At 45.5% G+C, this 24,991-nt stretch carries 24 protein-coding genes and 1 pseudogene; 6 read left to right on the forward strand and 19 right to left on the reverse strand.

The window, feature by feature from the left end:
• The first annotated feature begins 153 nt into the window (after positions 1 to 153).
• Positions 154 to 1,194: a serine/threonine protein kinase gene (locus tag H8K33_RS06865; RefSeq protein ID WP_186890239.1), complete on the forward strand. Its 1,041-nt coding sequence runs from the start codon at positions 154 to 156 to the stop codon at positions 1,192 to 1,194.
• Positions 1,195 to 1,204: 10 nt separating this feature from the next.
• On the opposite strand, the gene H8K33_RS06870 is transcribed toward H8K33_RS06865, so the two are convergent.
• From H8K33_RS06870 to hemC, 9 genes are all read right to left on the reverse strand, one after another.
• On the reverse strand, positions 1,205 to 1,918 hold the full coding sequence (locus tag H8K33_RS06870) for an ABC transporter ATP-binding protein (RefSeq protein ID WP_186890240.1): 714 nt from the start codon (positions 1,916 to 1,918) through the stop codon (positions 1,205 to 1,207).
• Between the two features lies 1 nt (position 1,919).
• A complete protein-coding gene (locus H8K33_RS06875) occupies positions 1,920 to 3,128 on the reverse strand; it encodes an ABC transporter permease (protein ID WP_186890241.1) in 1,209 nt (402 codons plus the stop codon).
• 83 nt (positions 3,129 to 3,211) lie between these two features.
• On the reverse strand, positions 3,212 to 4,426 hold the full coding sequence (locus tag H8K33_RS06880; protein ID WP_186890242.1) for an ABC transporter permease: 1,215 nt from the start codon (positions 4,424 to 4,426) through the stop codon (positions 3,212 to 3,214).
• Positions 4,427 to 4,464: 38 nt separating this feature from the next.
• Positions 4,465 to 5,661, reverse strand: coding sequence for an efflux RND transporter periplasmic adaptor subunit (locus H8K33_RS06885; RefSeq protein WP_186890243.1), 1,197 nt, complete (start codon positions 5,659 to 5,661; stop codon positions 4,465 to 4,467).
• Between the two features lie 401 nt (positions 5,662 to 6,062).
• Positions 6,063 to 6,599, reverse strand: a complete 537-nt coding sequence (ppa, locus tag H8K33_RS06890) for an inorganic diphosphatase (RefSeq protein ID WP_186890244.1) — start codon at positions 6,597 to 6,599, stop codon at positions 6,063 to 6,065.
• A 166-nt stretch (positions 6,600 to 6,765) separates the two neighbouring features.
• Complete coding sequence (locus H8K33_RS06895) at positions 6,766 to 7,962, reverse strand: heme biosynthesis protein HemY (protein ID WP_186890245.1); 1,197 nt, start codon at positions 7,960 to 7,962, stop codon at positions 6,766 to 6,768.
• 15 nt (positions 7,963 to 7,977) lie between these two features.
• On the reverse strand, positions 7,978 to 9,171 hold the full coding sequence (locus tag H8K33_RS06900; RefSeq protein WP_246443389.1) for a uroporphyrinogen-III C-methyltransferase: 1,194 nt from the start codon (positions 9,169 to 9,171) through the stop codon (positions 7,978 to 7,980).
• The gene (locus tag H8K33_RS06905; protein ID WP_343043789.1) at positions 9,168 to 9,977 is read right to left on the reverse strand and encodes a uroporphyrinogen-III synthase; all 810 of its coding nucleotides are present in this window, start codon (positions 9,975 to 9,977) and stop codon (positions 9,168 to 9,170) included. Before H8K33_RS06905 ends, H8K33_RS06900 begins: the two co-directional genes overlap by 4 nt.
• A 9-nt stretch (positions 9,978 to 9,986) precedes the next feature.
• Entirely contained in the window at positions 9,987 to 10,877 is an 891-nt protein-coding gene (hemC, locus tag H8K33_RS06910; protein WP_186890493.1) for a hydroxymethylbilane synthase, read from the reverse strand.
• A 470-nt stretch (positions 10,878 to 11,347) separates the two neighbouring features.
• Here hemC and trpS point away from each other — a divergent pair, with 470 nt between their 5' ends.
• Together trpS and H8K33_RS06920 are read left to right on the forward strand one after the other, a co-directional pair.
• Positions 11,348 to 12,418, forward strand: a complete 1,071-nt coding sequence (gene trpS, locus H8K33_RS06915; RefSeq protein WP_186890247.1) for a tryptophan--tRNA ligase — start codon at positions 11,348 to 11,350, stop codon at positions 12,416 to 12,418.
• A gap of 174 nt (positions 12,419 to 12,592) precedes the next feature.
• Positions 12,593 to 13,807 carry a winged helix-turn-helix domain-containing protein gene (locus tag H8K33_RS06920; protein WP_186890248.1) on the forward strand — a complete coding sequence of 405 codons (1,215 nt, stop codon included), beginning with the start codon at positions 12,593 to 12,595 and terminating at the stop codon, positions 13,805 to 13,807.
• Between the two features lie 95 nt (positions 13,808 to 13,902).
• On the opposite strand, the gene ispH is transcribed toward H8K33_RS06920, so the two are convergent.
• Positions 13,903 to 14,853 carry a 4-hydroxy-3-methylbut-2-enyl diphosphate reductase gene (gene ispH, locus H8K33_RS06925; protein WP_186890249.1) on the reverse strand — a complete coding sequence of 317 codons (951 nt, stop codon included), beginning with the start codon at positions 14,851 to 14,853 and terminating at the stop codon, positions 13,903 to 13,905.
• A gap of 8 nt (positions 14,854 to 14,861) precedes the next feature.
• Complete coding sequence (locus tag H8K33_RS06930) at positions 14,862 to 15,317, reverse strand: FKBP-type peptidyl-prolyl cis-trans isomerase (RefSeq protein WP_186890250.1); 456 nt, start codon at positions 15,315 to 15,317, stop codon at positions 14,862 to 14,864.
• 121 nt (positions 15,318 to 15,438) lie between these two features.
• Here H8K33_RS06930 and radC point away from each other — a divergent pair, with 121 nt between their 5' ends.
• From radC to rpmG, 3 genes are all read left to right on the forward strand, one after another.
• The gene (radC, locus tag H8K33_RS06935) at positions 15,439 to 16,113 is read left to right on the forward strand and encodes a RadC family protein (RefSeq protein ID WP_186890251.1); all 675 of its coding nucleotides are present in this window, start codon (positions 15,439 to 15,441) and stop codon (positions 16,111 to 16,113) included.
• 141 nt (positions 16,114 to 16,254) lie between these two features.
• Positions 16,255 to 16,491 (forward strand): 50S ribosomal protein L28, encoded by a 237-nt coding sequence (gene rpmB / locus H8K33_RS06940; protein ID WP_186890252.1) that lies wholly within the window; start codon positions 16,255 to 16,257, stop codon positions 16,489 to 16,491.
• A 26-nt stretch (positions 16,492 to 16,517) separates the two neighbouring features.
• On the forward strand, positions 16,518 to 16,685 hold the full coding sequence (gene rpmG, locus H8K33_RS06945) for a 50S ribosomal protein L33 (RefSeq protein ID WP_110257750.1): 168 nt from the start codon (positions 16,518 to 16,520) through the stop codon (positions 16,683 to 16,685).
• Positions 16,686 to 17,000: 315 nt separating this feature from the next.
• Here the strand turns inward: rpmG and H8K33_RS06950 are convergent, their stop codons facing one another.
• The 8 genes and pseudogenes from H8K33_RS06950 to H8K33_RS06985 form a co-directional block, all read right to left on the reverse strand.
• Positions 17,001 to 18,203: a DesA family fatty acid desaturase gene (locus H8K33_RS06950; RefSeq protein WP_222613319.1), complete on the reverse strand. Its 1,203-nt coding sequence runs from the start codon at positions 18,201 to 18,203 to the stop codon at positions 17,001 to 17,003.
• Positions 18,204 to 18,320: 117 nt separating this feature from the next.
• Positions 18,321 to 19,619, reverse strand: coding sequence for a mechanosensitive ion channel family protein (locus tag H8K33_RS06955; RefSeq protein ID WP_186890253.1), 1,299 nt, complete (start codon positions 19,617 to 19,619; stop codon positions 18,321 to 18,323).
• A 59-nt stretch (positions 19,620 to 19,678) separates the two neighbouring features.
• Positions 19,679 to 20,986 carry an RsmB/NOP family class I SAM-dependent RNA methyltransferase gene (locus H8K33_RS06960; RefSeq protein ID WP_186890254.1) on the reverse strand — a complete coding sequence of 436 codons (1,308 nt, stop codon included), beginning with the start codon at positions 20,984 to 20,986 and terminating at the stop codon, positions 19,679 to 19,681.
• A gap of 21 nt (positions 20,987 to 21,007) precedes the next feature.
• Positions 21,008 to 21,637, reverse strand: coding sequence for a phosphoribosylglycinamide formyltransferase (gene purN / locus H8K33_RS06965; RefSeq protein WP_186890255.1), 630 nt, complete (start codon positions 21,635 to 21,637; stop codon positions 21,008 to 21,010).
• An 88-nt stretch (positions 21,638 to 21,725) separates the two neighbouring features.
• Positions 21,726 to 22,133, reverse strand: a pseudogene (locus H8K33_RS06970) (barstar family protein); the annotation flags it as partial.
• A gap of 194 nt (positions 22,134 to 22,327) precedes the next feature.
• Complete coding sequence (locus H8K33_RS06975) at positions 22,328 to 22,693, reverse strand: guanyl-specific ribonuclease (RefSeq protein WP_186890257.1); 366 nt, start codon at positions 22,691 to 22,693, stop codon at positions 22,328 to 22,330.
• Between the two features lie 105 nt (positions 22,694 to 22,798).
• Positions 22,799 to 24,016, reverse strand: coding sequence for a patatin-like phospholipase family protein (locus tag H8K33_RS06980; protein WP_186890258.1), 1,218 nt, complete (start codon positions 24,014 to 24,016; stop codon positions 22,799 to 22,801).
• A gap of 113 nt (positions 24,017 to 24,129) precedes the next feature.
• The gene (locus H8K33_RS06985) at positions 24,130 to 24,885 is read right to left on the reverse strand and encodes a 3-hydroxyacyl-CoA dehydrogenase (RefSeq protein ID WP_186890259.1); all 756 of its coding nucleotides are present in this window, start codon (positions 24,883 to 24,885) and stop codon (positions 24,130 to 24,132) included.
• Positions 24,886 to 24,991: the final 106 nt, after the last annotated feature.

Here is a 24,991-nt window from a genome sequence, read left to right on the forward strand (position 1 = left end):
ACCTCTTTTTCGTGAAGCGACTAATTTTGCAACATTTTTTGACAAATGTGAATTTCATTTACATGTAAAGCAATCAAATCCTTTAGAATGTACGGGCATAAAAACCCATCCTCGCAGATGGTTAAAACGATTTAATTCAAGGTTTTCGTCAGTATGATTCAAAATATCCATGCCAGCAGCCCCGCCACACCCGGTAAAACACCGATGCGCAGAATTGGACGGTTCACTGTCACCGATAAGTTGGGTAGCGGTTCCAACGGTAACGTTTTACTTGGCCATGACCCGATTATTGACCGTGCAGTCGCCATCAAAATTTTGAACAATCCGGTAGGTGGAAGCGACAAAAAACAGCGTGAACAACAATTTATTAATGAAGCACGCGCTGCAGGTCGCTTATCCCATCCGAACATCGTGACAATTTATGATGCTTCGACTGAAGGTGGCACAACATTTATCGCGATGGAATTCTTACAAGGCAAAGACTTACGAGAGTTGATGGCAAGCGGCAAACGTTTTGATGTGATTGAAGTTGCCAGTATCGCTTATAAAATCGCCGGTGCTTTAGCATTTGCGCATAATCAAGGGGTGATTCATCGCGATATCAAGCCCGCCAATATTTTCATTGTCGAAAACAATCAGCCTAAAGTGGTCGATTTTGGTATCGCCCGTGTACCCAATCGCGTATTAGATGATAACGGTCAACCGCAGACCCTATTCAAAGGTACGATTATGGGTACACCTAACTATATGTCCCCTGAACAAGCCTTGAGTCAACCAGTAACAGCATTAACAGACGTTTATTCTCTTGGCGCAGTGATGTACGAAATGCTGACCGGACAAAAGCCTTTTTCGGCGTCTGATTTCGATAAATTGCTTTACAACATCACACACAAAACTCCAAAATCACCTGACTTACTCAATCCAGACGTACCAGAAAAACTGGCACACATCGTTATGAAGGCAATGCAAAAGAAAACGCATCGCCGCTATAAAAACGCAGCCGAAATGGCGCTAGCATTGAATAAGTTTTTGGCAGGAGAAAAACGTGCACGACGTCAATCTTCAGCAAGCAGAGAAAGCAACACTACATCCACAGCAAGCCCTTTTGCACATAAGAGCAATTTATTTTGGTTGGGTTGGGGTAGTTTTATTATTGCGGCAATCTTGGCTGTGCTAGCTTTTAAGTCGCGTTGAATTGAACGATTTATTTCGACATATCACTAAGAATACGCCCATCACTTAGTCGTACAGTCCGCTGACAGTGCGCGGCAATTTCTGCCTCATGCGTAACTAGAATCAAAGTATGACCTTCAGCGTGTAAAGCATCAAATAAACTCATAATATCTGTCGTGGTCGTGCTGTCTAAATTACCAGTTGGTTCATCCGCCAACAAAATAGAGGGTTCGCCACACAAGGCCCTAGCGATTGCGACTCTTTGCCTCTGCCCACCCGAGAGTTGATTAGGCAAATGATCAACCCGATTAGCCAAACCAACACGCTCCAGCGCCAATAACGCCCGACGTTTACGTTCCGCTGGGCGGATACCACGATAAACCAGAGGTTGCATCACATTTTGTAACGCGCTGGCTCTCGTCAATAAATTGAAACTTTGAAAAATGAAGCCGATTTCTTGATTGCGTGTGCGTGCCAGCTCCACGTCCGAGAGATGCGCTACGTCTTTACCGTTCAATAAATACTGACCACTACTAGGCGTATCCAAGCAGCCCAAAATATTCATCATGGTGGACTTACCTGAGCCAGAGGCGCCGATAAAAGCCATGTATTCATTGCGTTTGACCGACAAATCAATTTTATCAAGCGCATGAATCACTTCATCACCCATTTGATAGTGGCGCGAGATAGCTTGAAATTGAATCAAAGGCTGATCACGCAGATTTGCAACATCAGAAAAACTCATTTTATTCTTTCGACAATGCGACAACAGGATCAAGCTCGGCAGCGCGAGCGGCGGGCAACGCGCCTGAAATTAATGCGACTAAGACCGATACGCAAACGGCTGACACAATCGCCCACACTGGCACTGAAGGCGTACTGGCTTTCGGTATATAGCGCACCACAATATGCGCCAAAGCGCTACCCAGCAACACACCAACGATGGCACCCATCACCGATAACAGAATCGCTTCCAACAAAAACTGCCAGCGTATAGTTTGTTTGCTCGCACCTAAAGCCATCAAGATACCAATTTCACGTGTGCGCTCGGTAACCGATACCAGCATCACATTCATCACTCCTACACCACCCACCACCAAAGAGATCGCAACAATCGCAAAAAAGACTTTTGAAATCGCTTTTTCCAATAGCAAGGCCGAATCTCGAATTTGATCACTACTCTCAATCAAAAAATCTTCCGCCTCACCATCGGGTGTTTTTAAAGACTGGTGCAAGATGCGCTTGACGTCGGAGAGCGCGGAGGCCATTTGGGATTGATCGGATACCCGAAATCCAAAAGCGTAACGACGCTCTTGTCCCATCAATTCTTCTGCGACCGAGAATGGCACATACACATCACCAATTTGTCGCAGACCTTGTCCAGCGTCGCCATTTCCTGGTACCACACCGATCACTTTGAGTGAAAAAGTCCCCAAAGTAATCACGCTGTCCAAGGCCATCTGCGGCAAACCCAATTCTGCAATCAGGTGTTCACTGATTACACAGACTCTGAGCCTGGAGGTCTCATCGCTCTCCATCAAGAATCGACCTTGCGTGGGAAACTGCTGATACAGCTGCGGATGAAAATAAGAGGCGGCCAACACCTCAACGGTCGATTTTTTGCCATGATAAACCAGGTCGGATACATCAAGCCTGCTGGTAGCAACTACCGGGCTAACATTAACCAATTGCGCACTCAGCTTCTGCCATTCCTGCTTTGACATTGGGCGCTGCATGACACGGTCTTTCATATAATTACCGTCAATCAGCACCAAATCCGAACCCAATTGCGATAAGACCTGATTGACGCCTTTATCCAGACCTTGCACCACCGCGGCTATCGTCACCAAGCCCGTCACGGCAATCACGATGCCCAATGCCGTTAAAGCGCTACGCAGCGCATAAGCGCGAATCTGGGTTAACGCTTGCTGAAATAAATCAAAGAAAGCAAACATCAAATCTTCACCTTAAATTTCGAGTAAGAGACACGCAAAAAAACACGCCATTTTTGCGCCTGATTCATTTGAGCTTTCATTCATTATTCCGCCGCAAGCGCCTCAATAGGATCAAGTTGTGCGGCACGCATTGCAGGCCACGCACCGGCCAGCACACCCACCAAGAGTGCGACGCCGACCGCCGACAACATCGGCCAAAGCGGCAACACGATACGGTTAACATCGTCAAAAGTGAGTTTGACAAAAATATTGGCGAGCGAGACACCCAACACCAAACCGACCATGGCTCCCAGACCAGAAATACTACTAGCCTCGATCAAAAACTGTAGTCGTATATGCCACTTAGTCGCACCCAGCGCACGTAAGACGCCGATCTCGCGAGTCCGCTGCGTCACCGCCACCAGCATCACATTCATGATGCCAATCGCACCGACCAGCATAGAGATCGACACTAACAAGACCAACACCACCGAGATCATTTGTATAATCTCATCATTCGCCGCGCGTAATTGTCCCGCATCTTGTATCGTAAAACCATCTTGTTCATTCGGTGCGCGTGCTAAGGATGCGCGCAAGACCTGTCTTACTTGTCGGATGACCGATTGATGTTGATTTGAATCTTTGAGGGTAAAAGCAAAGCTTAAAGTTCTTGTGTTATTTTCTAATTCTTGAGCAAGGCCAAAAGGGATGTACATCTGCGCCAACTGCCGTGGGCCTGCTTTTTTAACGGGTGGCAGTACGCCTACGATCTCTAAAGAAAAATGCGCAAAACCAAGTTTCACCCCTAGAGGATTTTGAGGCAATCCTAATGCCGCAATCAAATCTTCACTGATCACACAAACACGATGATGCGCGGCCTCATCACTCGCCAGGATAAAACGACCTTGTAGCGGAAGAACTTGATACAGTTGCGGAAGCAACATCGAGGCCGAAGCGACGCTGACATTTTTTCTCAGTTTTCCATAACGTACAGCGATTTCGTCACCAGTGACATTATGACGAAATGCAATCTGCTGACTCGCTACTAAGGACTTTATGCCAGCTACTTGAGAGCTTAGCGCATCCCATTCGCGTCGTACCAATTTTGTGCTACCAGCGCTTTGCACCATCACCAACTCAGAGCCCAGCGATGTCAATTGACGATTGACCATTAACTCAAGCCCCTGCATCACTCCTGTAATAGCGATAACACCCGTGATAGAAATAATGATGCCTAAGGCCGTCAGCAAACTGCGCCCCAGATGCGCGCGAATCTGCGTCCATGCTTGCACGAACATATCCCATACACTAATCAGCATGGGCTAATTCCAAAATGTCAATCTGCAGGACAGTGCTTTCATCGAACATCGACTTCCGGCAATGCTTGACCGTCACGCAGCTTCTCCAAAAAGGCGGCGGGGCCACTAATAATCTCATCGCCCAGTGTCAAACCTTTGCGCACTTCTTGCCTATACTCATCGGCATAGCCAATCTCCAGCATCTGTTTCACCACGCGACCATTTTTGACTTGCCAGACATAGTAATCACGACGCTTAACACCAGAAAAATTATCGGTACTGATTTCATCAACACGCAGCGCTGTCAGCGGAATTAACAAAGTCTTGGCTTGCGCACCTTCAATCAAGGAGAGATCACAACTCATGCCCGACACAAATTGCGGATGACTAGTCGCCAATTCAATTTGCACTGCGACCGTTCGCACCGTTTTATTGTCGTTGGGCGCTTTACTATCGTTACTGACACTGCGAGCGATACGCGTCACTTTTCCCATGAAGGTTTCATTAGGAACCGCTCTGGTCGTCATCGCAGCGGTTTGTCCTAATTTAATACGCGCAATATCAAATTCCGCGATTTGCGCCTCGACCACCATGCTACTGGGATCGGCTATGGTCATTAAACTAGAGCCGGCCAAACTCACCGCACTGGCGACCGCCGTCTCGCCGACCTTAATCGGTATCGCAATCACCACACCTTGAATCGGCGAACGGATGATGGTTTTTTCTAAGAGTTTTTGTTTCTGCAATAATGCCGCGACATTTTGTAACGCATTTTTTTCGTTCGATTCGAGTTGAAATTTCGCGTTATCCAAAGCACTCAATGCTAAATCGAGCGCTTGCTTACTGACCATCCCACGCGCTGTCAATTCACTCTGACGCAGCCACTCGGTTCGCTTTTGCTCCATGTCACTTCGGGCGCGACGTATCTCAATATCACCGCGTGCGACTTGTGCTTCCATTTGCGAAATCTCCGCCTTAACACTGGAGTCATCTAACTTAATTAACTCCTGCCCTTGCTCTACTGTTTGACCTTCCTGCACATAAATATGCGTGACTTTAGCAACCAGCTCGGCAGAAAGGCGCGCTTGATTGCGATAGGCCAAGGTACCTGCTGTATAAAAAGAGCTACTAATGGCGCCCTGTTCTACTTTATTGGTTTGATGCTTAACGACGGCGACCGTCTTGTTTTTCACAAAAAAAATTATCGCCCCTGCGGCTAGAACCAAAGCTATGACGATCGAGATTTTCTTATTCATTTTTTCCTTTGGACTATTTGCAAATTAGTCAGCGATCTGCACCTTATAATGAATGCTTATTGACCTAGAACAGCAAAAAATACCGCTTTGAATGCTGAATCACACAAATAAATTTAGTAATTAAAATTGCATTATTGCATATTTCCCAGAGCACACTACCAATACGAAATACAAAATTAATTAAGCCATGAAATAATTGCAGGCCTTAAATCAATCGAAAACACGATAACGACACTGATAAATAAGGTTCCTCAAAAACATCGGCAAATAAAATAAAAAACGACCCGGGCGCAAATGCGAGCGGATCGTTTTTTAGAACTAAGGAACTTACTATGTGTTTAGGTGTTGCATGTGGATTAGCCACTACTTCACAAATAAGAGTCCTTTAGACTTAGCTATACTTAAGCTAAAGATTTTTTGTAGTTTTCGACACCATTCAAAATCTCTGCACGGGCATCATCTGTACTGCCCCAACCATCGATCTTGACCCATTTACCTGGCTCTAAATCTTTGTAATGTTCAAAGAAATGCTGGATTTGGTTCAAACGCAGAATGTTCAAATCTTCTGGTTTTTGCCAATGTTGGTAGATAGGTAAAATTTTGTCGATAGGTACTGCTAAAACTTTACCGTCTGCGCCTGCTTCGTCGTGCATATTCAAAATGCCGATAGGACGGCAACGCACCACAACGCCTGGGATCAATGGAAATGGTGTGATCACCAAAACATCAACTGGATCGCCATCGCCAGAAATTGTGTTTGGTACATAGCCGTAGTTGCATGGATAGTGCATCGCCGTACCCATAAAACGGTCAACAAAAATCGCGCCGCTTTCTTTATCTACTTCATATTTAATCGGATCCGCGTTCATAGGGATCTCGATAATCACATTAAAATCGTTTGGCAAATCACGGCCGGCAGATACTTTATTTAAACTCATAAGACACTTTCAGGTTAAATCCAACACAATCACTCAGTAATGGCAGGATTATAGCGATTTTTAGGCATATTTGGTGCATTGCAGCAGCTCTTCCGGATTTACTTCAGCAGCTTTATTACCGATTTTAATCCGATTAATCTGTCAGATCAATTCGCAAATCTCTCGTTTATAAACTTGTTGCCAGCGCACATTGACGGTAATGTTTAGTCGCCTCAGCAGGCTGTCCCAGCTTTTCATGCAACTGCGCCAAGCTCAAATTTGCCTCACGGACGATACGGGCTTCTTGGGCGTGACTTAAAGCATCTTCCATATGCACTTGCGCTTTACCCCATAGCTTTTGATGAAAACACAATACACCCAAGGTCAATTCGAGTTCCGCATTTTTTACCTGCTTCTTCAGCCAATCTTCACAGTGTTCGATTTGCGAACGCAAAGCCGCAGATCCCTCAACACCAGCTGCTTCGCGATAGCTACGCAACAAACGATTATCCCACTCTTCCGCTAGCGCCCGTTCCACGATATTTCTTGCTTCTTCCAGCAATTGGCATTGAGTAAATGCTGCGGCCGCGATCACGGCAATATAGCGATTTTTACGCTCCGCTGCTGGCACTTCACTCCAGATGCGGCGCAATGATTCGGCATCATGTCCATTTTCTTTCAACAAGGCCTCGTACGACATTTCACGCAAACGTCCAGCCAAGGCTGGATGAATTGCATGATTCTTTTCTAAAGTACGAACTAACTTCACAACCTCGGACCAATTCTTCGCCTGCTGATTCGCCTTTAATGCCCAGCGCAATACTTGAATGTGCCGCTTACCTCGTGCGTTCAATTCTTTGACCGCCTCTAAGGCTTGCTCAGCCTTATGTTCATCTACATACAATTCAGTCATCGTGACTAGACGCGCAGTCTTATACGCAGTATCGTCTTCGATCCCTGCGAACCAAGCATTACGACGCTCGGATTGACTCATGTGATGCGCTGCTTTTGCGCCTATCAAACTGGCGAGAGCTTTGTTCTCCGGCAAATCTAAGGCTTTCACCGCAGACTTTTCGGCGTGTCCAAAACGACCTTCAAATAGCGCCTTCAAAGCGTCACGAAGCGCACGATTACTTTCGCGCTCCCGTTTACTTTGACGATATTCCGCAACTTTTTTGGGCATCTCGGTAGTGACAACGATCGTACGCACGATCACATACACTACAAAAAATACGGCAGCCAAAATCAATAAGAAGAAATTCAAAGAGACATCAATTCGTGTAGGTGGATAGAACAACACCACATTACCAGCGTTAAAACGCCCGCCAATCGCGATACCGACAGCCAAGGCAAACAGAATGAGAATACGAATAAAGATACGCATGGGTTTTTGGTGAGATTAAGGTTTTACCTTGAAATTGCGAACAGAATTAAGACTTTCTGTTAATGCAGGCATTTCTATCGACAAGTTATTGCTTTGAATTTGCTTTAACAAGGCTTGTGCCGTTTGCGCTTGTTTTGAACGCACATCGAAATATTTAGATATCAAATCTTGTGCTGAAATCATATCGCTTCGGAAAGCACCTTCGTTACGCGATAACAAAGCCAAACGCGCATTAAGCAAACGTAATTTCAAATTCTCTTTCGCAAAATAGGCTTGTGAAGGATTGAGCAATAAAGCATCTGGAGATTCGACATTACGCACGCGAATCAATTGCTTCATCTCGCTCCACATCTCACTGGAAAAACTCTGCCAACGATCTTGCAATTGTGCGGCGAAAGTGCTCTCTGTCGCCTCTTCCACTTTGTCATTTTTTGCCTTCGACGATCTTGGCAATACACGTAATGGGGCTTTAGGCGGCGTAGAGACGACAGGTGGTTTTTCATCCGACCACAAAGGAATATTATCAACTTGCGCGATCACGCTATCAAGTCGTAAAACCAAGCCAGTCATATCTAATTGTGGCAAGGCTTTGAGCATCTCAATATCTTTTGCAATTGCTCTGCGCACCGCGATAAATTGCGTTTTTTCTGCCTTTGCCAAACGTGCGTCTGAGTTTTGCAAAGCAATCAATGCACCCTGCACATTACCAGCCAATTGCAATTGCTGACTGGCCGTTGCCAATACTTGTTCAATTTCGGCCAAAGCCCATTCATCACGGCTCTTGGATAAATCTTGATACAACTGTTCAAGCGCCACTTGCTGACCTTGCGCTTCCGTTTGTTTCGCTTCTAGCACACTGACTTTGGCTTGCATATCGCGCGAAGACTCCTGCACGTTCTTTGCAATCCCTTTAATCTCGTTATTATTGATATCCGCTGTTTGCAAACGCCGTGCAACCTCTTCTCGCAAAGTGCTCATCTGATTTTGCGAGCTATACCATTGCGCAGCTAACAACAGCGCCAACACACCTGAGACGATATAAGGCGTGTTATTGGCATTGCCTGCATACGCACTTCCATTTGCATTTGTGTTCACACTTGCAGCAGCCTGTGTGTTCTCTGCAGAGACACTTGCCGCATTTGTAGCAGTTGCTTCAGTCGCATTATTGGTCGTTGACATGGTGTCGGTAGAGGGAGTTTGTTCAGTCATAATGGTGATTGTAACGCGAGTAAGAGCTTTTCGTCGCCTGAAGCAGTCAGACGAATGTGTTTAAATCCTAATTCGCTTGCGACCTCAGCGATACGAAAATGAGGCACAAACAAATGTTGTTGTTGCATTTTGGCGACTGCATCTGGCTGATCGAGCTGAGCGCACCAATTTAATAAGGTTTTTAGCACCGCCGAACTGGTGATCACCCAATCGCAGCTTGCATTCAAATAAGCCTGTAAATCTTGTCTTTTCGACGCATCAAATGTTGGCGTCACACGTCGATAAGCGGTAATCGCTTGCACTTCAATCTGTGCATCACGTAAAGCATCGGCCAAAAAATCTCGCCCAGAATCAGCCCGCACTAACAACACTTTCTTCGATTTCAATGCTGGCAAATCCAGTTCTGTTAATAAGGTTTCAGAATCCGTTCTCTCTGTATTACTTGGACTAAAAATACGCACATGCTGATCATCGATGCCATAGTTAAGCAATGCTTGGCGACTAGCCGCACCGACAACAGCAATCGCGACTTCGGCCGGCCACTGCCATGCGGAAGCTAAGCGCTGAAACCACGCATCAACCGCATTGGGACTAACGAACACCACCAAAGCAAAACTCGCCAAATCACGCAAAGCTTGGTCGAGCGCTGCATTCTCTGAGATCGGTTCAATCTCAAACAATGGAAAAACAATCGTGGATCGCCCGGCCTTCTCTAACAGCGCTTGCAAGTGCTGGGCTTGATGCGGTGGACGCGTAATGATGACCGCCGGAGCTTGCATCGCTATCTCTATTTGTGTGAAATTCACCTGTGCAGCTCAGGCCTGCTCAGTTTCTCGGCAAACCGCCAAAATCGCATCCGCATTTTGCGCACGCAGACTAGCAACTACTTGCATTCCCAAAGCTTCGAAGTGTTCCGCGTTGCCACGCACTTCTGCTTTACAAGACTGACTGCCATCCGGTGTCGCTACCATCGCACGTAAATGCATTTCACCATTTTCAATTTGCGCAAATGCTGCCAATGGAATCTGACAACTGCCCCCAAAAGCTTTCGACACGGTACGCTCTGCCGAAACCGCCTGAAAACTAGGCAGATCATTCAGCGGCGCTAAAGCATGAAGCAGATCTTGACGCGTCGATAAAATTTCAATCGCCATCGCACCTTGCCCGGCTGCTGGCAAACTTTCGACAGGTTCCAAAAATGCTTTAATACGTTCTGGTAAGCCAAGACGTTTCAAACCCGCTGCAGCCAAAATAATCGCGGCATATTCACCTTCATCAAGCTTGCGCAAACGGGTATCCAAATTGCCGCGTAAAGGCTTGATCACCAAGTGCGGAAAACGCGCAGAAATTAGGGCTTGGCGACGCAAGCTACTAGTCCCAACAATAGCACCATCGGGCAGCTCTGATAAAGACGCAAATTGATTAGAAACAAAAGCATCACGCGGATCTTCACGTTCCAAAATCGCCGCCAAGGCAAAGCCCTCAGGCAACTCCATAGGTACGTCTTTGAGCGAATGTACCGCCAAATCGGCACGAGCTTCTTCCATCGCCACTTCTAACTCTTTAACAAACAAACCTTTACCACCGACCTTCGACAAAGCTCGGTCCAAAATCTGATCACCACGTGTGGTCATCCCCAAAATCTGCACATCGCAAGCGGGATACAATGCACGCAAACGATCACGGACATTTTCAGCCTGCCACATAGCAAGACGGCTTTCGCGCGAAGCGATGATGAGTTTGGTCGGTGCAGAGTTCACTTCAAAAGCTTTCTATTCTATTTAGGACTGACGCAAAATTGCGCTAGCTAGGCGCTTTGCCAAAGACAGTACAAGTGTACGGCGAGGCAACAGTAACGACGCTAGCGTCTATTTTTCGTAAGCTCTCCTATTATTCAAAAAGACAAGACACCATTCGTGGCATCACTAATCTAAGCGCGCGATTTTACCATGAGCAGATAGACAAATCTTGACAAAAAACAGTGAGAAACGGCATTATGCCTGCATGAAATGCACATTCATTATCAATCGTGGCTATTGGCGGAGCACCTTTAAAAAGGGTGGCACCCGATTTCGACTACAGCAAACACAGAATCTATAATGCCGCCCTTCTGAATAAGCGCGGCATTTTTATTTCCACATAAAGATTTCCCTTTCCAACATTTTTCGGATCACTCATGAGCGAGCAAGCAGCAAATTCCACAGAAGCCAAGGCAGAAACACCAGCTTCGCACCAACCATCCGCCAACAAGCAGCATTTAATCTTGACCGGTGACCGTCCAACCGGCCCGCTGCATCTTGGTCACTATGTCGGTAGTCTGCGCAACCGCGTCACCTATCAGGATCAATATCAGCAATACATCATGATCGCCGATGCCCAAGCTTTGACTGATAACATGGATGATCCGGCCAAAGTGCACAACAATGTGATCGAAGTTGCATTAGATTATTTGGCGGTTGGTATCGACCCGAGTAAATCAACGATTTTTATTCAATCGCAAATCCCTGAGTTGACCGAACTGACCTTTTACTACATGAATCTGGTCACCATTTCGCGTCTGGAGCGCAATCCGACGATCAAACAAGAAATCATCTTGCGTAATTTTGAACGCGATATTCCGGCGGGCTTCTTCACCTATCCAGTCAGCCAAGCGGCAGATATCACTGCTTTCAAGGCGACCTTGGTACCCGTTGGCGAAGATCAGATTCCGATGATCGAACAAACCAATGAAATCGTGCGTCGCTTCAACCGTTTAGCGAAAAAAGATATTTTGGTCGAATGCGAAGCACTGGTTCCAGAAATTGGTCGCTTGCCTGGCATTGATGGTAAAGCCAAGATGAGTAAGTCCTTAGGGAATGTCATCAACCTAGGCGCAAGCGAAGCCGATATCAAACTGGCGGTGCGCAACGTCTACACCGATCCTTTGCATCTAAAGGTTGAAGATCCGGGCCATTTGGAAGGCAATGTTGCCTTCACTTATCTCGATGCTTTTGATACCGATAAAGATGCACTGCAAGCGATGAAAGATCATTATGTACGCGGTGGTCTTGGTGACAGCAAAGTTAAAGCACGCCTCGAAGGCGTACTTCAAGACATGTTGCGTCCGATTCGTGAACGTCGTCAGGAGTACGAAAAAGATCGCGGCCATGTCTTGCAATTACTCAAAGAAGGCACCTATCGCGCTCGTGAAGTGGCAGCAAGAACCAATGATGAAGTCAAAGCCGCGATTGGTTTGAAACATTTTTAACTTCACATAAAGGGGCAAGGAACTTTCACCGCAGAGGCGCAGAACACGCAAAGTAAAACGTCATGAGATTCTGTTGAAGATACACCGAAACTCACAAAAAAACTCTGCGCTCTCTGCGCTCTCTGCGCCTCTGCGGTTAAACTTTGTCGTTTTACTTTCCTCCATAAAAAAATCATGCCACTCAGCCTGACCGCCGCCAGAAACATTCATCTAGCCGCCCAAGGCTTATTACAGCCCCCCAAACAACGTGCAGATAAAGACACGGTGCTCAAGTCTATTCAGAATATGGGTGTGCTGCAGATCGACACGATCAGCGTGGTCGCGCGGAGTCCTTATCTGGTGCTGTGGAGCCGTCTGGGTGACTATCAAGCAGAGTGGCTAGAACAACATTTGGAAGAAGGAAAACTTTTCGAATATTGGTCACATGAAGCTTGTTTTCTGCCGATAGAAAGCTTCGGCCGTTATCGGCATCAAATGCTCAACCCAGAGTCGATGGGATGGAAATTCAATCAAACTTGGCTACGCGAAAACGCCAGCCAAGTGAAACAAATTCTCAAGCACATTAAAGAATTCGGCGCATGTCGCTCTGCTGATTTTGAGCGCACCGATGGTAAATCTGGCGGCTGGTGGGAATGGAAACCAGAAAAACGCTCGCTAGAAGTCTTATTCACGACTGGCAAAGTCATGGTGGCACGCCGTCAAAAATTTCATCGTGTCTATGATTTAACTGAACGCGTTCATCCAACATGGAATGACAAACGTGATCTTGGCAATTTCTTAGATGACCAACGCATGCAGGTACTGGATGCAGTTAAGGCTTTGGGCATTTGCAAAGCTAGTTGGATTGCCGACTATTTCCGTATGAAGAAATTAGCGCATCCTATTCATGCTGAAAACTTGTTTGAACATGGCTTATTACAAAAAATCACGGTTGAAGGGTGGGATGAACCTGCTTATTTTCATCCAGAACATCAAGACCTCATTAACCAAGCGCTTGCTGGTCAATTACGTGCCACCCACACTTGCCTGTTATCGCCATTCGACCCTGTCGTATGGGATAGAAAACGTGCTTTAGAATTATTCGATTTTGAATATCGACTTGAGTGCTACACCCCCGAAGCAAAACGCCAGTATGGCTACTTCACTTTGCCGATTTTACGGCGCGGCAAATTAATCGGGCGCGTCGATGCAAAAGCGCACAGAAAAGAAGGTGTCATGGAAATAAAAGCACTGCATCTTGAACACGGCGTTTCTTTTAGCGATGCAATGGCGAAAGATTTAGCGAAAACCCTACAAGCATTTGCGCACTGGCATAAAACACCGCAAGTCCAAATTCAACGCTGCGACAATCAGGATTTGAAATCAGCACTGCAAGTTATTTTAGAATAGCGCGGTCACGACTTTCCTAGAGTAATCAATAAGCATCGAAGTAAAATTAAGCAAATCGCCCTGATCATATCAAAATCGGGGCGTCTTTTTTTACCCTAAACCTTCACTGCCTGGCTTAATCCCTTAGGTAAAGGGAAAGTGACATGCTCTTCCTCGCCTTCTAAAGCACGCACACTTTTCACACCGAACACTTTGAGTTGATCAATCACCTGATTGACCAGAATTTCAGGTGCTGAGGCCCCCGCAGTCACGCCCACACGCACACAATTTTCCAGCCAATGTGGATCAATGTCCTCAGCTTTATCAACCATGTAAGCGGTAGTTCCCATTTTCTCTGCAACTTCACGCAGACGATTGGAGTTAGAACTGTTTTTACTACCTACCACGATCACCAAATCAACTTGCGGTGCCATAAATTTGACTGCAGCTTGCCGATTGGTGGTTGCATAACAAATATCCCCCTTCTTCGGTTCGGCAATCAGAGGGAATTTTGCTTTCAGCGCCGCGATAATATCCGCGGTATCGTCCACTGACAAGGTTGTCTGTGATACGTAGGCAAGTAAAGCGGGATCAGTTACCTTGAGATTCGCAACATCTTCCACCGTCTCTACCAAGTACATGCCACCTTCACTCTGCCCCATCGTCCCTTCTACTTCTGGATGCCCTTGATGACCGATCATGATAATTTCACGGCCCTCTTTGCGCATCTTCGATACTTCTATATGCACCTTTGTGACCAATGGACAAGTCGCATCAAATATTTTCAAACCCCGCTTTTCGGCATCTTCCCGGATCGCTTGCGATACACCATGCGCCGAGAAAATTAAGGTATTTCCAGCAGGAACATCGTCTAATTCTTCAATGAAAATTGCGCCTTTTTGACGCAGATCATTCACCACATAGGCGTTGTGTACGATCTCATGTCGCACATAAATCGGCGCACCAAACTGCGCTAAAGCGAGTTCCACAATATCGATAGCACGATCAACACCAGCACAAAAACCGCGCGGTTGCGCCAATAAAATTTCTTGATTAAATTCACTCATGGCTTGACTCACAAAATGCCGATAATTTTAGTTTCGAACAGCACGCGTTGTCCTGCTAGCGGATGATTAAAATCAAATAAAGCCGACTCTTCATCTAACTCCTGAATAACTCCTGCGAACTTACCACCTGATGGCGCTGAGAAATCAATCAAATCACCAACTTTAAATTCCTCACCAAAAGCCGAATTCTCACGCAGCGTTTTGAGAGAAACGCGCTGAATCAAATCAGGATTACGCAAGCCAAATGCCTGCTCAGGAGCCAACTCCTGAGTCGTGTGAGATCCTTCTTCCAATCCCAATAATGCATCTTCGAGACTCGGTGCTAATTGCCCCTGTCCTAACAGCAAAGTTGCCGGACTTTCGTGAAAAGTCGAAATAATATCTTCGCCATCCAATGTGGCAAGACGGTAGTGCAAAGTCAAATATGCACCATTGTTAACGACAAGTATAGACTTTTCAGACATAATATATTTTCAACTTAACTCAGACTTAGTTTTAATCGAATGCATTTCAATGCAAAGCGCTATTGTAAGGCAGTCCCGATGGAAATGCTTTGCCCGCAACCAAGGAAAGGTGAGAAATACGATGGGAATCAATCACTGGCCAGAAGAACAACGTCCACGCGAACGACTAATCAGACACGGTGCCCCTGCTTTATCGGATGCTGAATTGCTCTCAGTTTTTTTACGTGTAGGTGTCAAAGGAAAAAGTGCGGTCGATCTTGGTCGAGATATGCTCACTCAATTTGGTTCTTTGCGTGCTTTGTTTGGCGCCAATCTTAGTGAATTTGCGAAAGTACACGGCTTAGGAAGCGCTAAATATGCACAGTTACAAGCGGTTTTGGAACTGGCAAAACGCTCAATTTCGGAAGAGTTACAAACCAACTCCTCTCTGTCTTCTCCACAAGCGGTAAAGCAATATCTGCAGCTGCAAATCGGCAACAAGCAATATGAATCTTTTACGGTTTTGTTCTTAGACGTTAAAAACCGTCTGCTCACCGCGCAAGAACTATCCAGAGGAAGTTTAAGTCACGCCAGCGTTTATCCACGCGAAGTCGTCAAAAGTGCACTGGCACACAATGCTGCTAGCATTATCCTCGCCCACAATCATCCATCAGGTTCAGCAGAGCCAAGTCAAGCAGATTTAAGTCTGACACAAACGCTGAAATCTGCCTTATCGCTGGTTGATATCCGTGTACTAGATCATTTTATTGTTGCCAGTAACACGGTGTACTCATTTGCGGAAAATGGTCAAATTTGAGTTCTTCATAGGTAGAAATCAAATTGTTAAATCTATTAAATCATAAAAGACACAATTGTTTTTCACAAGTCGTTGATATTTCGAAGTTTTTTGGCTATACTCTCATTTTTTCCAATTTCGGAAATCATTAAGGAGCTAAACATGGCGCGTGTATGCCAAGTTACTGGGAAGGGGCCAATGGTTGGCAACAACGTTTCCCATGCGAACAACAAAACTAAACGTCGCTTTTTGCCTAACCTGCAAAATCGTCGCTTTTTCGTAGAATCAGAAAATCGCTGGGTTTCCCTGCGTTTGTCTAACGCAGGTTTGCGTGTAGTTGACAAAATCGGTATCGATGCCGTTTTGGTTGACATGCGTGCTCGCGGCGAAAAAGTTTAAGCAGAAACTATTTTTAGGAAAATATCATGGCTAAATCTGGTCGCGACAAAATCAAATTAGAATCGACTGCTGGTACAGGTCACTTCTACACGACATCAAAAAACAAACGTACGATGCCTGAAAAAATGGAGATCATGAAGTTTGATCCAAAGGCACGTAAGCACGTTATCTACAAAGAAACAAAAATCAAGTAATCTTTACGCGATTTTCGCTTCAGTAGAATGTCTAAAAAACCTGCAAATTTGCAGGTTTTTTTTCGCCATTCAATTTGATGTTTTAAGAGTAGCTCTAAAAATTCAAAGTACCAGGTAAGGCTAAGTGCAAGAAAAAATTTAGCCCACTGCATTTATTCGATATGTAAGGGATACAATTTTTCTCATAACGATGCATCTAGACGAAGTTTAGTTTTCTAGAGATGCACTTAACTTGATTCAAACAAAAAATTAGCACTAGCAAAATCTAGACGTAAAAAATGGCGCCGCAGCGCCATTTTTCTAACCATCAAATACTTAAGCGTAGCTTCTTAAACGCAGTGAGAACTCTTGCAAAGTCTTAATTCCAGACGCTTCTGCACGCTGACACCAGTCTTGCAATTGCGCGACTAATTGTTCACGCGTTGCACTTGATCGTTCCCAAATCGCATTCAATTCCACCCGCATATCGTGCATCGTTTTTAACGCAGCGCTATGTGCAAATAACTCCACTAATTGCTGTTGCTGTGGCGCTTCTAACTTTGCTGGTTCACGTTGCAAACTCTTCTTCGCGGCTTTTAAAAAACTCTTTTCTAACTTCGCATTCTCACGTAATTGCTGTAATTCTGCGCGCCAAGTTTTTTTAAGCGACTTGGCATATTTCGCCATCACATCATAGCGATTCGCGATGACCGCTTGTAAAGTTTCTACATCCACAACCATCTTTGGCGCTTCAAATTTTGGCTGAGGTGCTACTTTTTTGACTTTCGCCAAACCTATGATTTCCAAAGTGCGGATATAGCCCCAACCGATATCGAATTCATACCATTTCGACGACAACTTTGCTGATGTACCAAACGTGTGGTGATTATTGTGTAGCTCTTCGCCACCAATCAAAATACCCCAAGGCACAATATTCGTCGCGGCATCTGCACACTCATAATTACGATACCCCCAGTAGTGTCCGATACCATTGATAATGCCAGCGGCAGTCACAGGAATCCACATCATCTGTACCGCCCACACGGTAATGCCAATTACGCCGAACAACATAAAATTGATCACTAACATCAAGGCCACACCTTGCCAGCTAAAACGCGTGTACACATTGCGCTCCATCCAGTCATCTGGTGTACCGTGACCATATTTACTAATGGTCTCTAAATTCTTAGACTCAATACGATATAACTCCGCACCTTCCAACAACACTTTTTTAATACCACGCGTTACCGGACTATGCGGATCTTCTTCCGTCTCGCATTTAGCGTGATGCTTACGATGTACCGCCGCCCATTCTTTCGTCACTTGGCCAGTCGTTAACCACAACCAAAAGCGGAAAAAGTGACTAGGAATCGCATGCAATTCCAATGCGCGATGCGCTTGGCAACGATGTAAAAAAATCGTCACACTGGCAATCGTGATATGGGTGACCACCATTGTAAAAATGAATACTTGCCAAGCCGTGGCACGTGTAAAACCGTTACTCAAAAAATCTACGGTTAAATCAATAAAATTACTCAAGATATAACAACTCCTAATGCGCTATGCAGTCAAACCAATTCAGACATCGACTCTAACTAAGAATTTATGACTGAGAAAAATTTCTTAAAACCATCAATATTCTACGCTGATTCAAGCTTAAGCTTTCGCCTGTGCCTGAAATACAGTTATTTCACGTTGCGGGAACGGTAACTCGATACCACGCTCACGAATCAATACCAGAATCGCGCGATTCACATCAGAGATAACATTCGTCCGACCATTTTCCGGATCTTCGATCCAGAAGCTCACACGTAGTTCAAATCCATCCGCCCCGAAACGCAATAAATAAGCCGATGGCGGGTTATTCGACGACACCCTAGGCACTTGCGACACTAATTCAATCAAGGCAGGAAATAAAGTATCCAAATCAGTATCGTATGCCACCGTAAAATCGGTCACCAACACCACCGCCCTATCCGTTAAGGATAGATTCTGTACCGGATTAGACACCAACATTTCATTTGGAATAATCGCTTCTATGCCATCCGATCCTTTCAAAACGGTATAACGCGTATTGATTTGCGTCACTGCGCCACTGAATTTATCAACGGTGATCATGTCGCCAATCGATAAGCTGCGATCAAACAAAATAATGAATCCGGAAACATAGCTGCTAGTAATGCGCTGCAAACCTAAGCCTAAACCAACGCCCAAAGCACCGCCGAACACCGATAAGACTGTCAAATCAATACCAACCAAAGACAAGCTCATCAGAATCGCCAACAAGATAAATATCGCACGCCCTAAACGCGACAATACGACTCTCAAAGACGAATGCATATTCGGGATTAACAACAAGCGTGCTTCAAGCAAAGCACTGATCCACAATGCCAACACCACTGTTAAAGCAACTGACGCTACACCCTGCAATATCGCTAACAGCGAAACTTTGCTTTTACCAATGGGCAGAATAATTTCTTCCAATGCTTGAAAAATGCTTTCCCACATACCGGTAAAATGCAACACCAAGGCCAACCACACCAGGGTCGCAAATACTTTTTCAAATAACAGTAAAGCGTTTCCAACCGTACCATCACGAACAAATGCCCGTCGAAACACATAAAAACTAAAACGGATTAAGGCAAAAGAACTAAGGATGGGAAAGAACAGTTTCAATAAGCCCGTATGCTGAAATTTACCAAGAATCAGCTTGGCGAAAAACAAAAAAACCAAGGCCAGCAAAGGCCACAAAACACGCGAAAAACTTTCAACACCAATCTTGAAAACACCAGAACTCTGTTCAACCGTCGCGAAATAACGCTGAATGGTTCGAGACAGAAACCATGCCAGCAAAAAGCAACTCATTAATGCGATCAATTGAAACAGCAGACTTGTGTCGCCCAAGTCTGCCGATATTTCAGCGATTAACCGAGATAATGAATGTGTTTCCATCATAGATAGAGAGGTGACAGCAGTAAAATCTTTAAACAAAACTAAAATCCAAATTCAATCAATTATTCAGCAACATCTGCAACTTCGTTTTCCTCTGAAGCGGCTTTCGCGGCGACTTTATTACGCTGAAATACGGCGGCAAAGAAGCCATCAGTATTATGCACATGCGGATAAAGTTTCAAATAATCGCCCATCTCCAACTGGATTTTTTGTTCTTCCAATACTTGGGACGCTGGCAGCAAACTGAAATCTGGATGTGTCGCTAAGAATTGCTCGACGATGCCTTCATTTTCTTCATCGAGAATACTGCAAGTCGCATACACCAAGCGACCGCCACCTTTTACCAGACGTGCAGCGCTATCCAAAATCGATGCCTGCTTGACGTTGAGCTCAGCGACACCAGCCTGAGTCTGACGCCATTTCACGTCAGGATTACGACGCAAAGTGCCCAAGCCACTGCAGGGAGCATCGACTAAGACACGATCTAACTTACCGGCTAAACGCTTGATCTTGGCATCACGCTCATGCGCAATCACCACTGGATGCACGTTCGATAAACCACTGCGTGCTAAACGCGGTTTCAATTTTGCCAGACGTTTTTCTGATATATCGAAGGCATATAAACGACCCGTGTTACGCATCGCCGCGCCTAGTGCCAAAGTTTTGCCACCTGCACCAGCACAGAAATCGGCGACCATTTCACCACGTTTCGCACCTAGCAATTGCGCCAACACTTGGCTACCTTCATCCTGCACCTCGATGGTGCCATCTTTAAACAAAGGTAGATTTTGTATGGATGGTTTTTTGATGATACGCAAACCCAGTGCAGAGTACGGAGTCGCTTCAGCCAAAATCGGTGCCTGTGCCAAAGAAGCGATCACGTCTTCCCGGTTGGATTTCAAGGCATTTACACGCAAATCCAAAGAAGCGGGTGTATTCAATGCACTTGCCAATTTCATGGCTTCTTCATCGCCAAATTTAGCCGAGAGTTTTTGCCACAACCATTCTGGCATATTCGATTTCAATGCCAACGGTAAATGACTACGGTCAATTTCCATCACACGACGCAACCAGACGTCTTCTTCTTCGCTCAGGCCACCTAATGCATCGATACCAACGGCATCTGCCAAACCTAACAAAGTGATGCGACGCATCGCAGAGCCTGTACCAGATTCAGAAAAACTGGTGTACACGCTCTTATTGCGCAATAAGCCGTAAATCGCTTCGGCAATCACACCACGCTCGCGTCCACCAAGACGTGGATTCTCTCTGAAGTAGCGCGATAAAGTGCCGTCGGCAGGGCCTGTAAAGCGCAAAACTTCACGCAAAACGGCTTCGGTATGGCCTATCATGGCTGGTGGTAATCTCATGTTCTTCCTCTGTAAATACGATTAGATCGCGCAGCTATCTGCTTCTGATCCATTAACAATCACGCGATTGCCTTCAACCACTAATTTGCCTTCAACGAATAAACGCACGGCGCGTGGATAAATTTGATGTTCTTTGACGAGTAATTTCTGCGCCAAGGTGTCTTCGGTGTCACCATGTTCGATCCGTACACAAGCCTGATCAATGATAGGTCCGTGATCCAATTCAGCTGTGACGAAATGCACCGTCGCACCATGAAACTTGACTCCCGCATCCAAAGCTTGCTGATGCGTATGCAAGCCAACAAAGCTAGGTAGCAAAGACGGATGGATATTCATAATGCGGTTTTCATAATGCTGCACGAATTGCGGCGTCAAAATACGCATGAAGCCAGCAAGCACCACTAAATCGGCTTGAAAACTATCAATCGCCTGCTGTAACGCGGCATCAAAACTTTCTCGATTCGGGAAGGCTTTGCTTTCCACCACCATGGTAGGAATGCCTTGACTAGCGGCATATACCAAGCCAGCTGCATCAGGCTTATTACTGATCACTGCTGCGATTTGTGCTGGCCATTGTTGGGATTGTGAGGCTTGGACGATGGCTTGCATATTGCTACCGCGTCCAGAAATAAGGATGACGATTTTTTTCATTGCGGCATTGTACCTCTGTCGCGGTCTAAGCCCAAGTAAAAAGCCTGAATTTGACTAAAATCAGGCTTTTCCAATATCAGTAAATTAACTATTCGAACGAATAGAAAACCCTGAATGCAACTTTCTTTTTTGCCCAATAATCTGCGGCATCACGAAATACGTCAAGTAAAGTTTCACGCTGTTCTTTATCAAAATGTTCGGTATTTGGTAAGTGTTCTACCACAATGACGAATCCATTTTGCGAGCCAGATTTATGGACCAGATCAGTTAAACAATCATAAAGAGCGTCAAAATTATGTCCAAAATGTTCAGGAAAACCGAATGCATCGGCGACGCAACTTAGCACCTGCAATTTGTCTTGTGTATAACTGCAGTCGGCATACAGGAAATGCTGACCTGTCGCTGTCGCCTCTGCCTGTAAATCTAAGCTTCTGAATGCTCTGATTGACTGCACCGCATTTGGGCTGACCGTACTTAACAAACTCATTTCGTCCTCATTCTAAATTTAATATTTTTATGCATTTTTTCATGCATTTCTTATGTATTCAAAATACAGTTTAAGCATTAAACATATTCTTTTAGTGCTTATTTAGTGCTCACATAGCATTATTCCAGCCAGGATTGCCAACAAAGACCGTGCTCAAGCACGGCGAGGCGGCAACAACGACGCTAGGACGATTGGCGTAAATCCTATTCTTTAATTCGTTTAAAGCTAGCGTAGTGATCAGCGGTGTAATAAAACTCGCGAAACGATGAAGATTCACCGCCAGCAACGATACGTCTTGCCCCGCGATTGCGCGCATAGGGCGTTTTGACTGTGTACTCACGATAATATCCTCGCTGTCGTTTAGGCAAAATTCTTTCAAAGTTCCCAAACACTGAACCGTCTTTCTCATACGGGAAAGGGCCACCTTGCTTGATCAACGCCAGGGTTTGACGTGCTTCCACCGGTAGATCCTGAACTCGAACTTGAGAGCTGTCATTGGCAAAGATACTAAAACTGACACCCAACCATAAAGTGAGGATGACAACTAATTGTCGTAGATGCGATTTCATTAAAAATTAAGAATCAAAACAAAAATTAATACAAAAATTAAAAAATCAAAGAACGGATAGCATAATCGTATGTTTAAAGCATAGCAAATTTCTTGCTGCACATTGTTAGGCAGGCACTTCGACTAACTCGGGGCGATGCTGCTGGCTGCTTGATTGCGCCTGAAAAAAATGAATAACCTCTTCCTTCATCGCCAATGTATCTTTGACGCCTAATGCAATCAGCTCTTGCGTATAGCTTGCTTCAAACAGTAAATAAGATGCCAATGCAGCACCACGAACATCTGTCGCACCAATTCCACCAAGCATCGTTCTAACAGGCAAAGGCAAACTTTGCGTATGCCGGCTAGCAATTTCATCTAAGCGCTCGGATGGCGCGATAACAAGTAAGTCGACCGGTTTCAGAGGTGTCTTTTCCAACAAATCGGAAGGTAACATCGACAAGGTTTTATTAATCCGTGTCAAACGTTCAATATCCACTGCCAAGCTATCTAAAAAAATACTCGACATGGCATGACCTGCAATTTGAGCTAGGCTAGGATAAGTTGCGGTTTCAAAATTTTGTCGTGGCGGCTCGGTCAAACGACCTGCGCCAACAATCAACACCTTATTTGCGCCGAGATGAATTGCCGGTGAAATTGGCGCCAATTGGCGCATAGATCCATCACCACAATATTCTAGATGCCCACCCCAATTCAAGGGAATCGATGGAAAGATAAAAGGAATGGCAGATGACGCCAGCAAGTGTTGAACACCTATAAAATCACGCTGCGACAATCGCTGACTGCGAACCCAAGGCGCAATATCTTTTAAGGTTTGATAAAAAGTCAGGTGATGTCCTGTGGTATAGGACGACGCGGTGACAGCCAGTGCTTGCAAGTCATCAGTCTCAAACGCCCGATCGAGGCGCTCCATGTCTAACATGCGATGCAACAAACCAGCCAGTGGAGAATTATCGAGTAAAGACGCAGGTGGCGATTTACGCCATTTGTTTAGCAACCAGCCAAACGACATAATCGATAACCAACGTGCACCGGAACGGATCACGCCCAAAGAATCAGCGCGATACACTTGCGCAGCTTCGAAGTGACTCCATACATGATGAATACTGTTCACCGATTCTTGAAAATGGTCTGCACGAGAGGCCAGCGCGGTTGCGTTAATAGCGCCAGCTGAGGTTCCGCAGATAATTCCAAATGGATTTTTTTTCGCACTCCACCCTTGCTCAAGCAAGATGTCAGAGATCGCTTTCAATACCCCAACCTGATAGGCGGCACGAGCACCGCCTCCGGTCAGAATTAAGCCAGTCTTGGCATTACTATTCATTCCTGTTCGACTCCAAAAAGCAAACTTTTTCTATGCTTGTAGTGTATTCGTGTACAACACAAATGTCTGCAAGAAAACAATAAAGTGTGATTTTTGGAGCGCAAATTCAGGATTTATTTTGGCTGCATACGAATTGCGCCATCGAGACGAATCGTTTCACCATTGAGCATCATGTTTTCAATGATAGACTTTGCCAATTGAGCATATTCGTTTGGCTTACCCAAGCGAGATGGGAACGGTACCATTTTGCCCAAAGCGTCTTGCACTTCTTGCGGCATACCCAACAACATTGGCGTTTCAAAGATACCTGGTGCAATCGTCATCACACGAATGCCGTTGCGTGACAAGTCGCGTGCCATTGGCAAGGTCAAACCAACCACAGCGGCTTTGGATGATGCATAAGCTGCCTGCCCCATTTGACCGTCGAAAGCTGCAACAGAGGCTGTGTTAATAATGATGCCGCGTTCATCTTGGATCGCATCAGTTTTACTCATTGCTTCTGCTGCCAAACGTGCCATGTTAAAAGTACCAACCAAGTTGATATTCACCACGCGTTGAAACAATTCCAAAGGATGTGCACCCTCTTTGCCGACGGTTTTGACAGCAGGGGCAACGCCCGCGCAATTGATCAAGCCGCGCAATGTGCCCGCTGCGGTTGCCGCAGCAACGACAGCCTGACCATCAGCTTCTTGCGTCACATCGCATTTAACGAAAGTAGCGTTCAATTCTGCGGCTAGCTTTTGGCCTGCTTCTACCTGCACGTCGGCAATCACAACTTTTCCGCCATTTGCGGTAATCATGCGAGCTGTAGCTTCGCCTAATCCAGATGCGCCGCCGGTGATGATGAAGACATTATTTTGAATTTGCATACTTTCCTCTGCTGTGAATTTAGTTGAATAAGAATGTCGTCAAAAAGCCAGCAACACCCGAAATTTAAGTGTCATGACAATGACGTTAACGTAAACGTCAATTATC

The organism is Affinundibacterium amnicola, from assembly GCF_014284275.1.
In the GTDB taxonomy this organism is placed as follows: Bacteria; Pseudomonadota; Gammaproteobacteria; order Burkholderiales; family Burkholderiaceae_D; genus Undibacterium; species Undibacterium amnicola.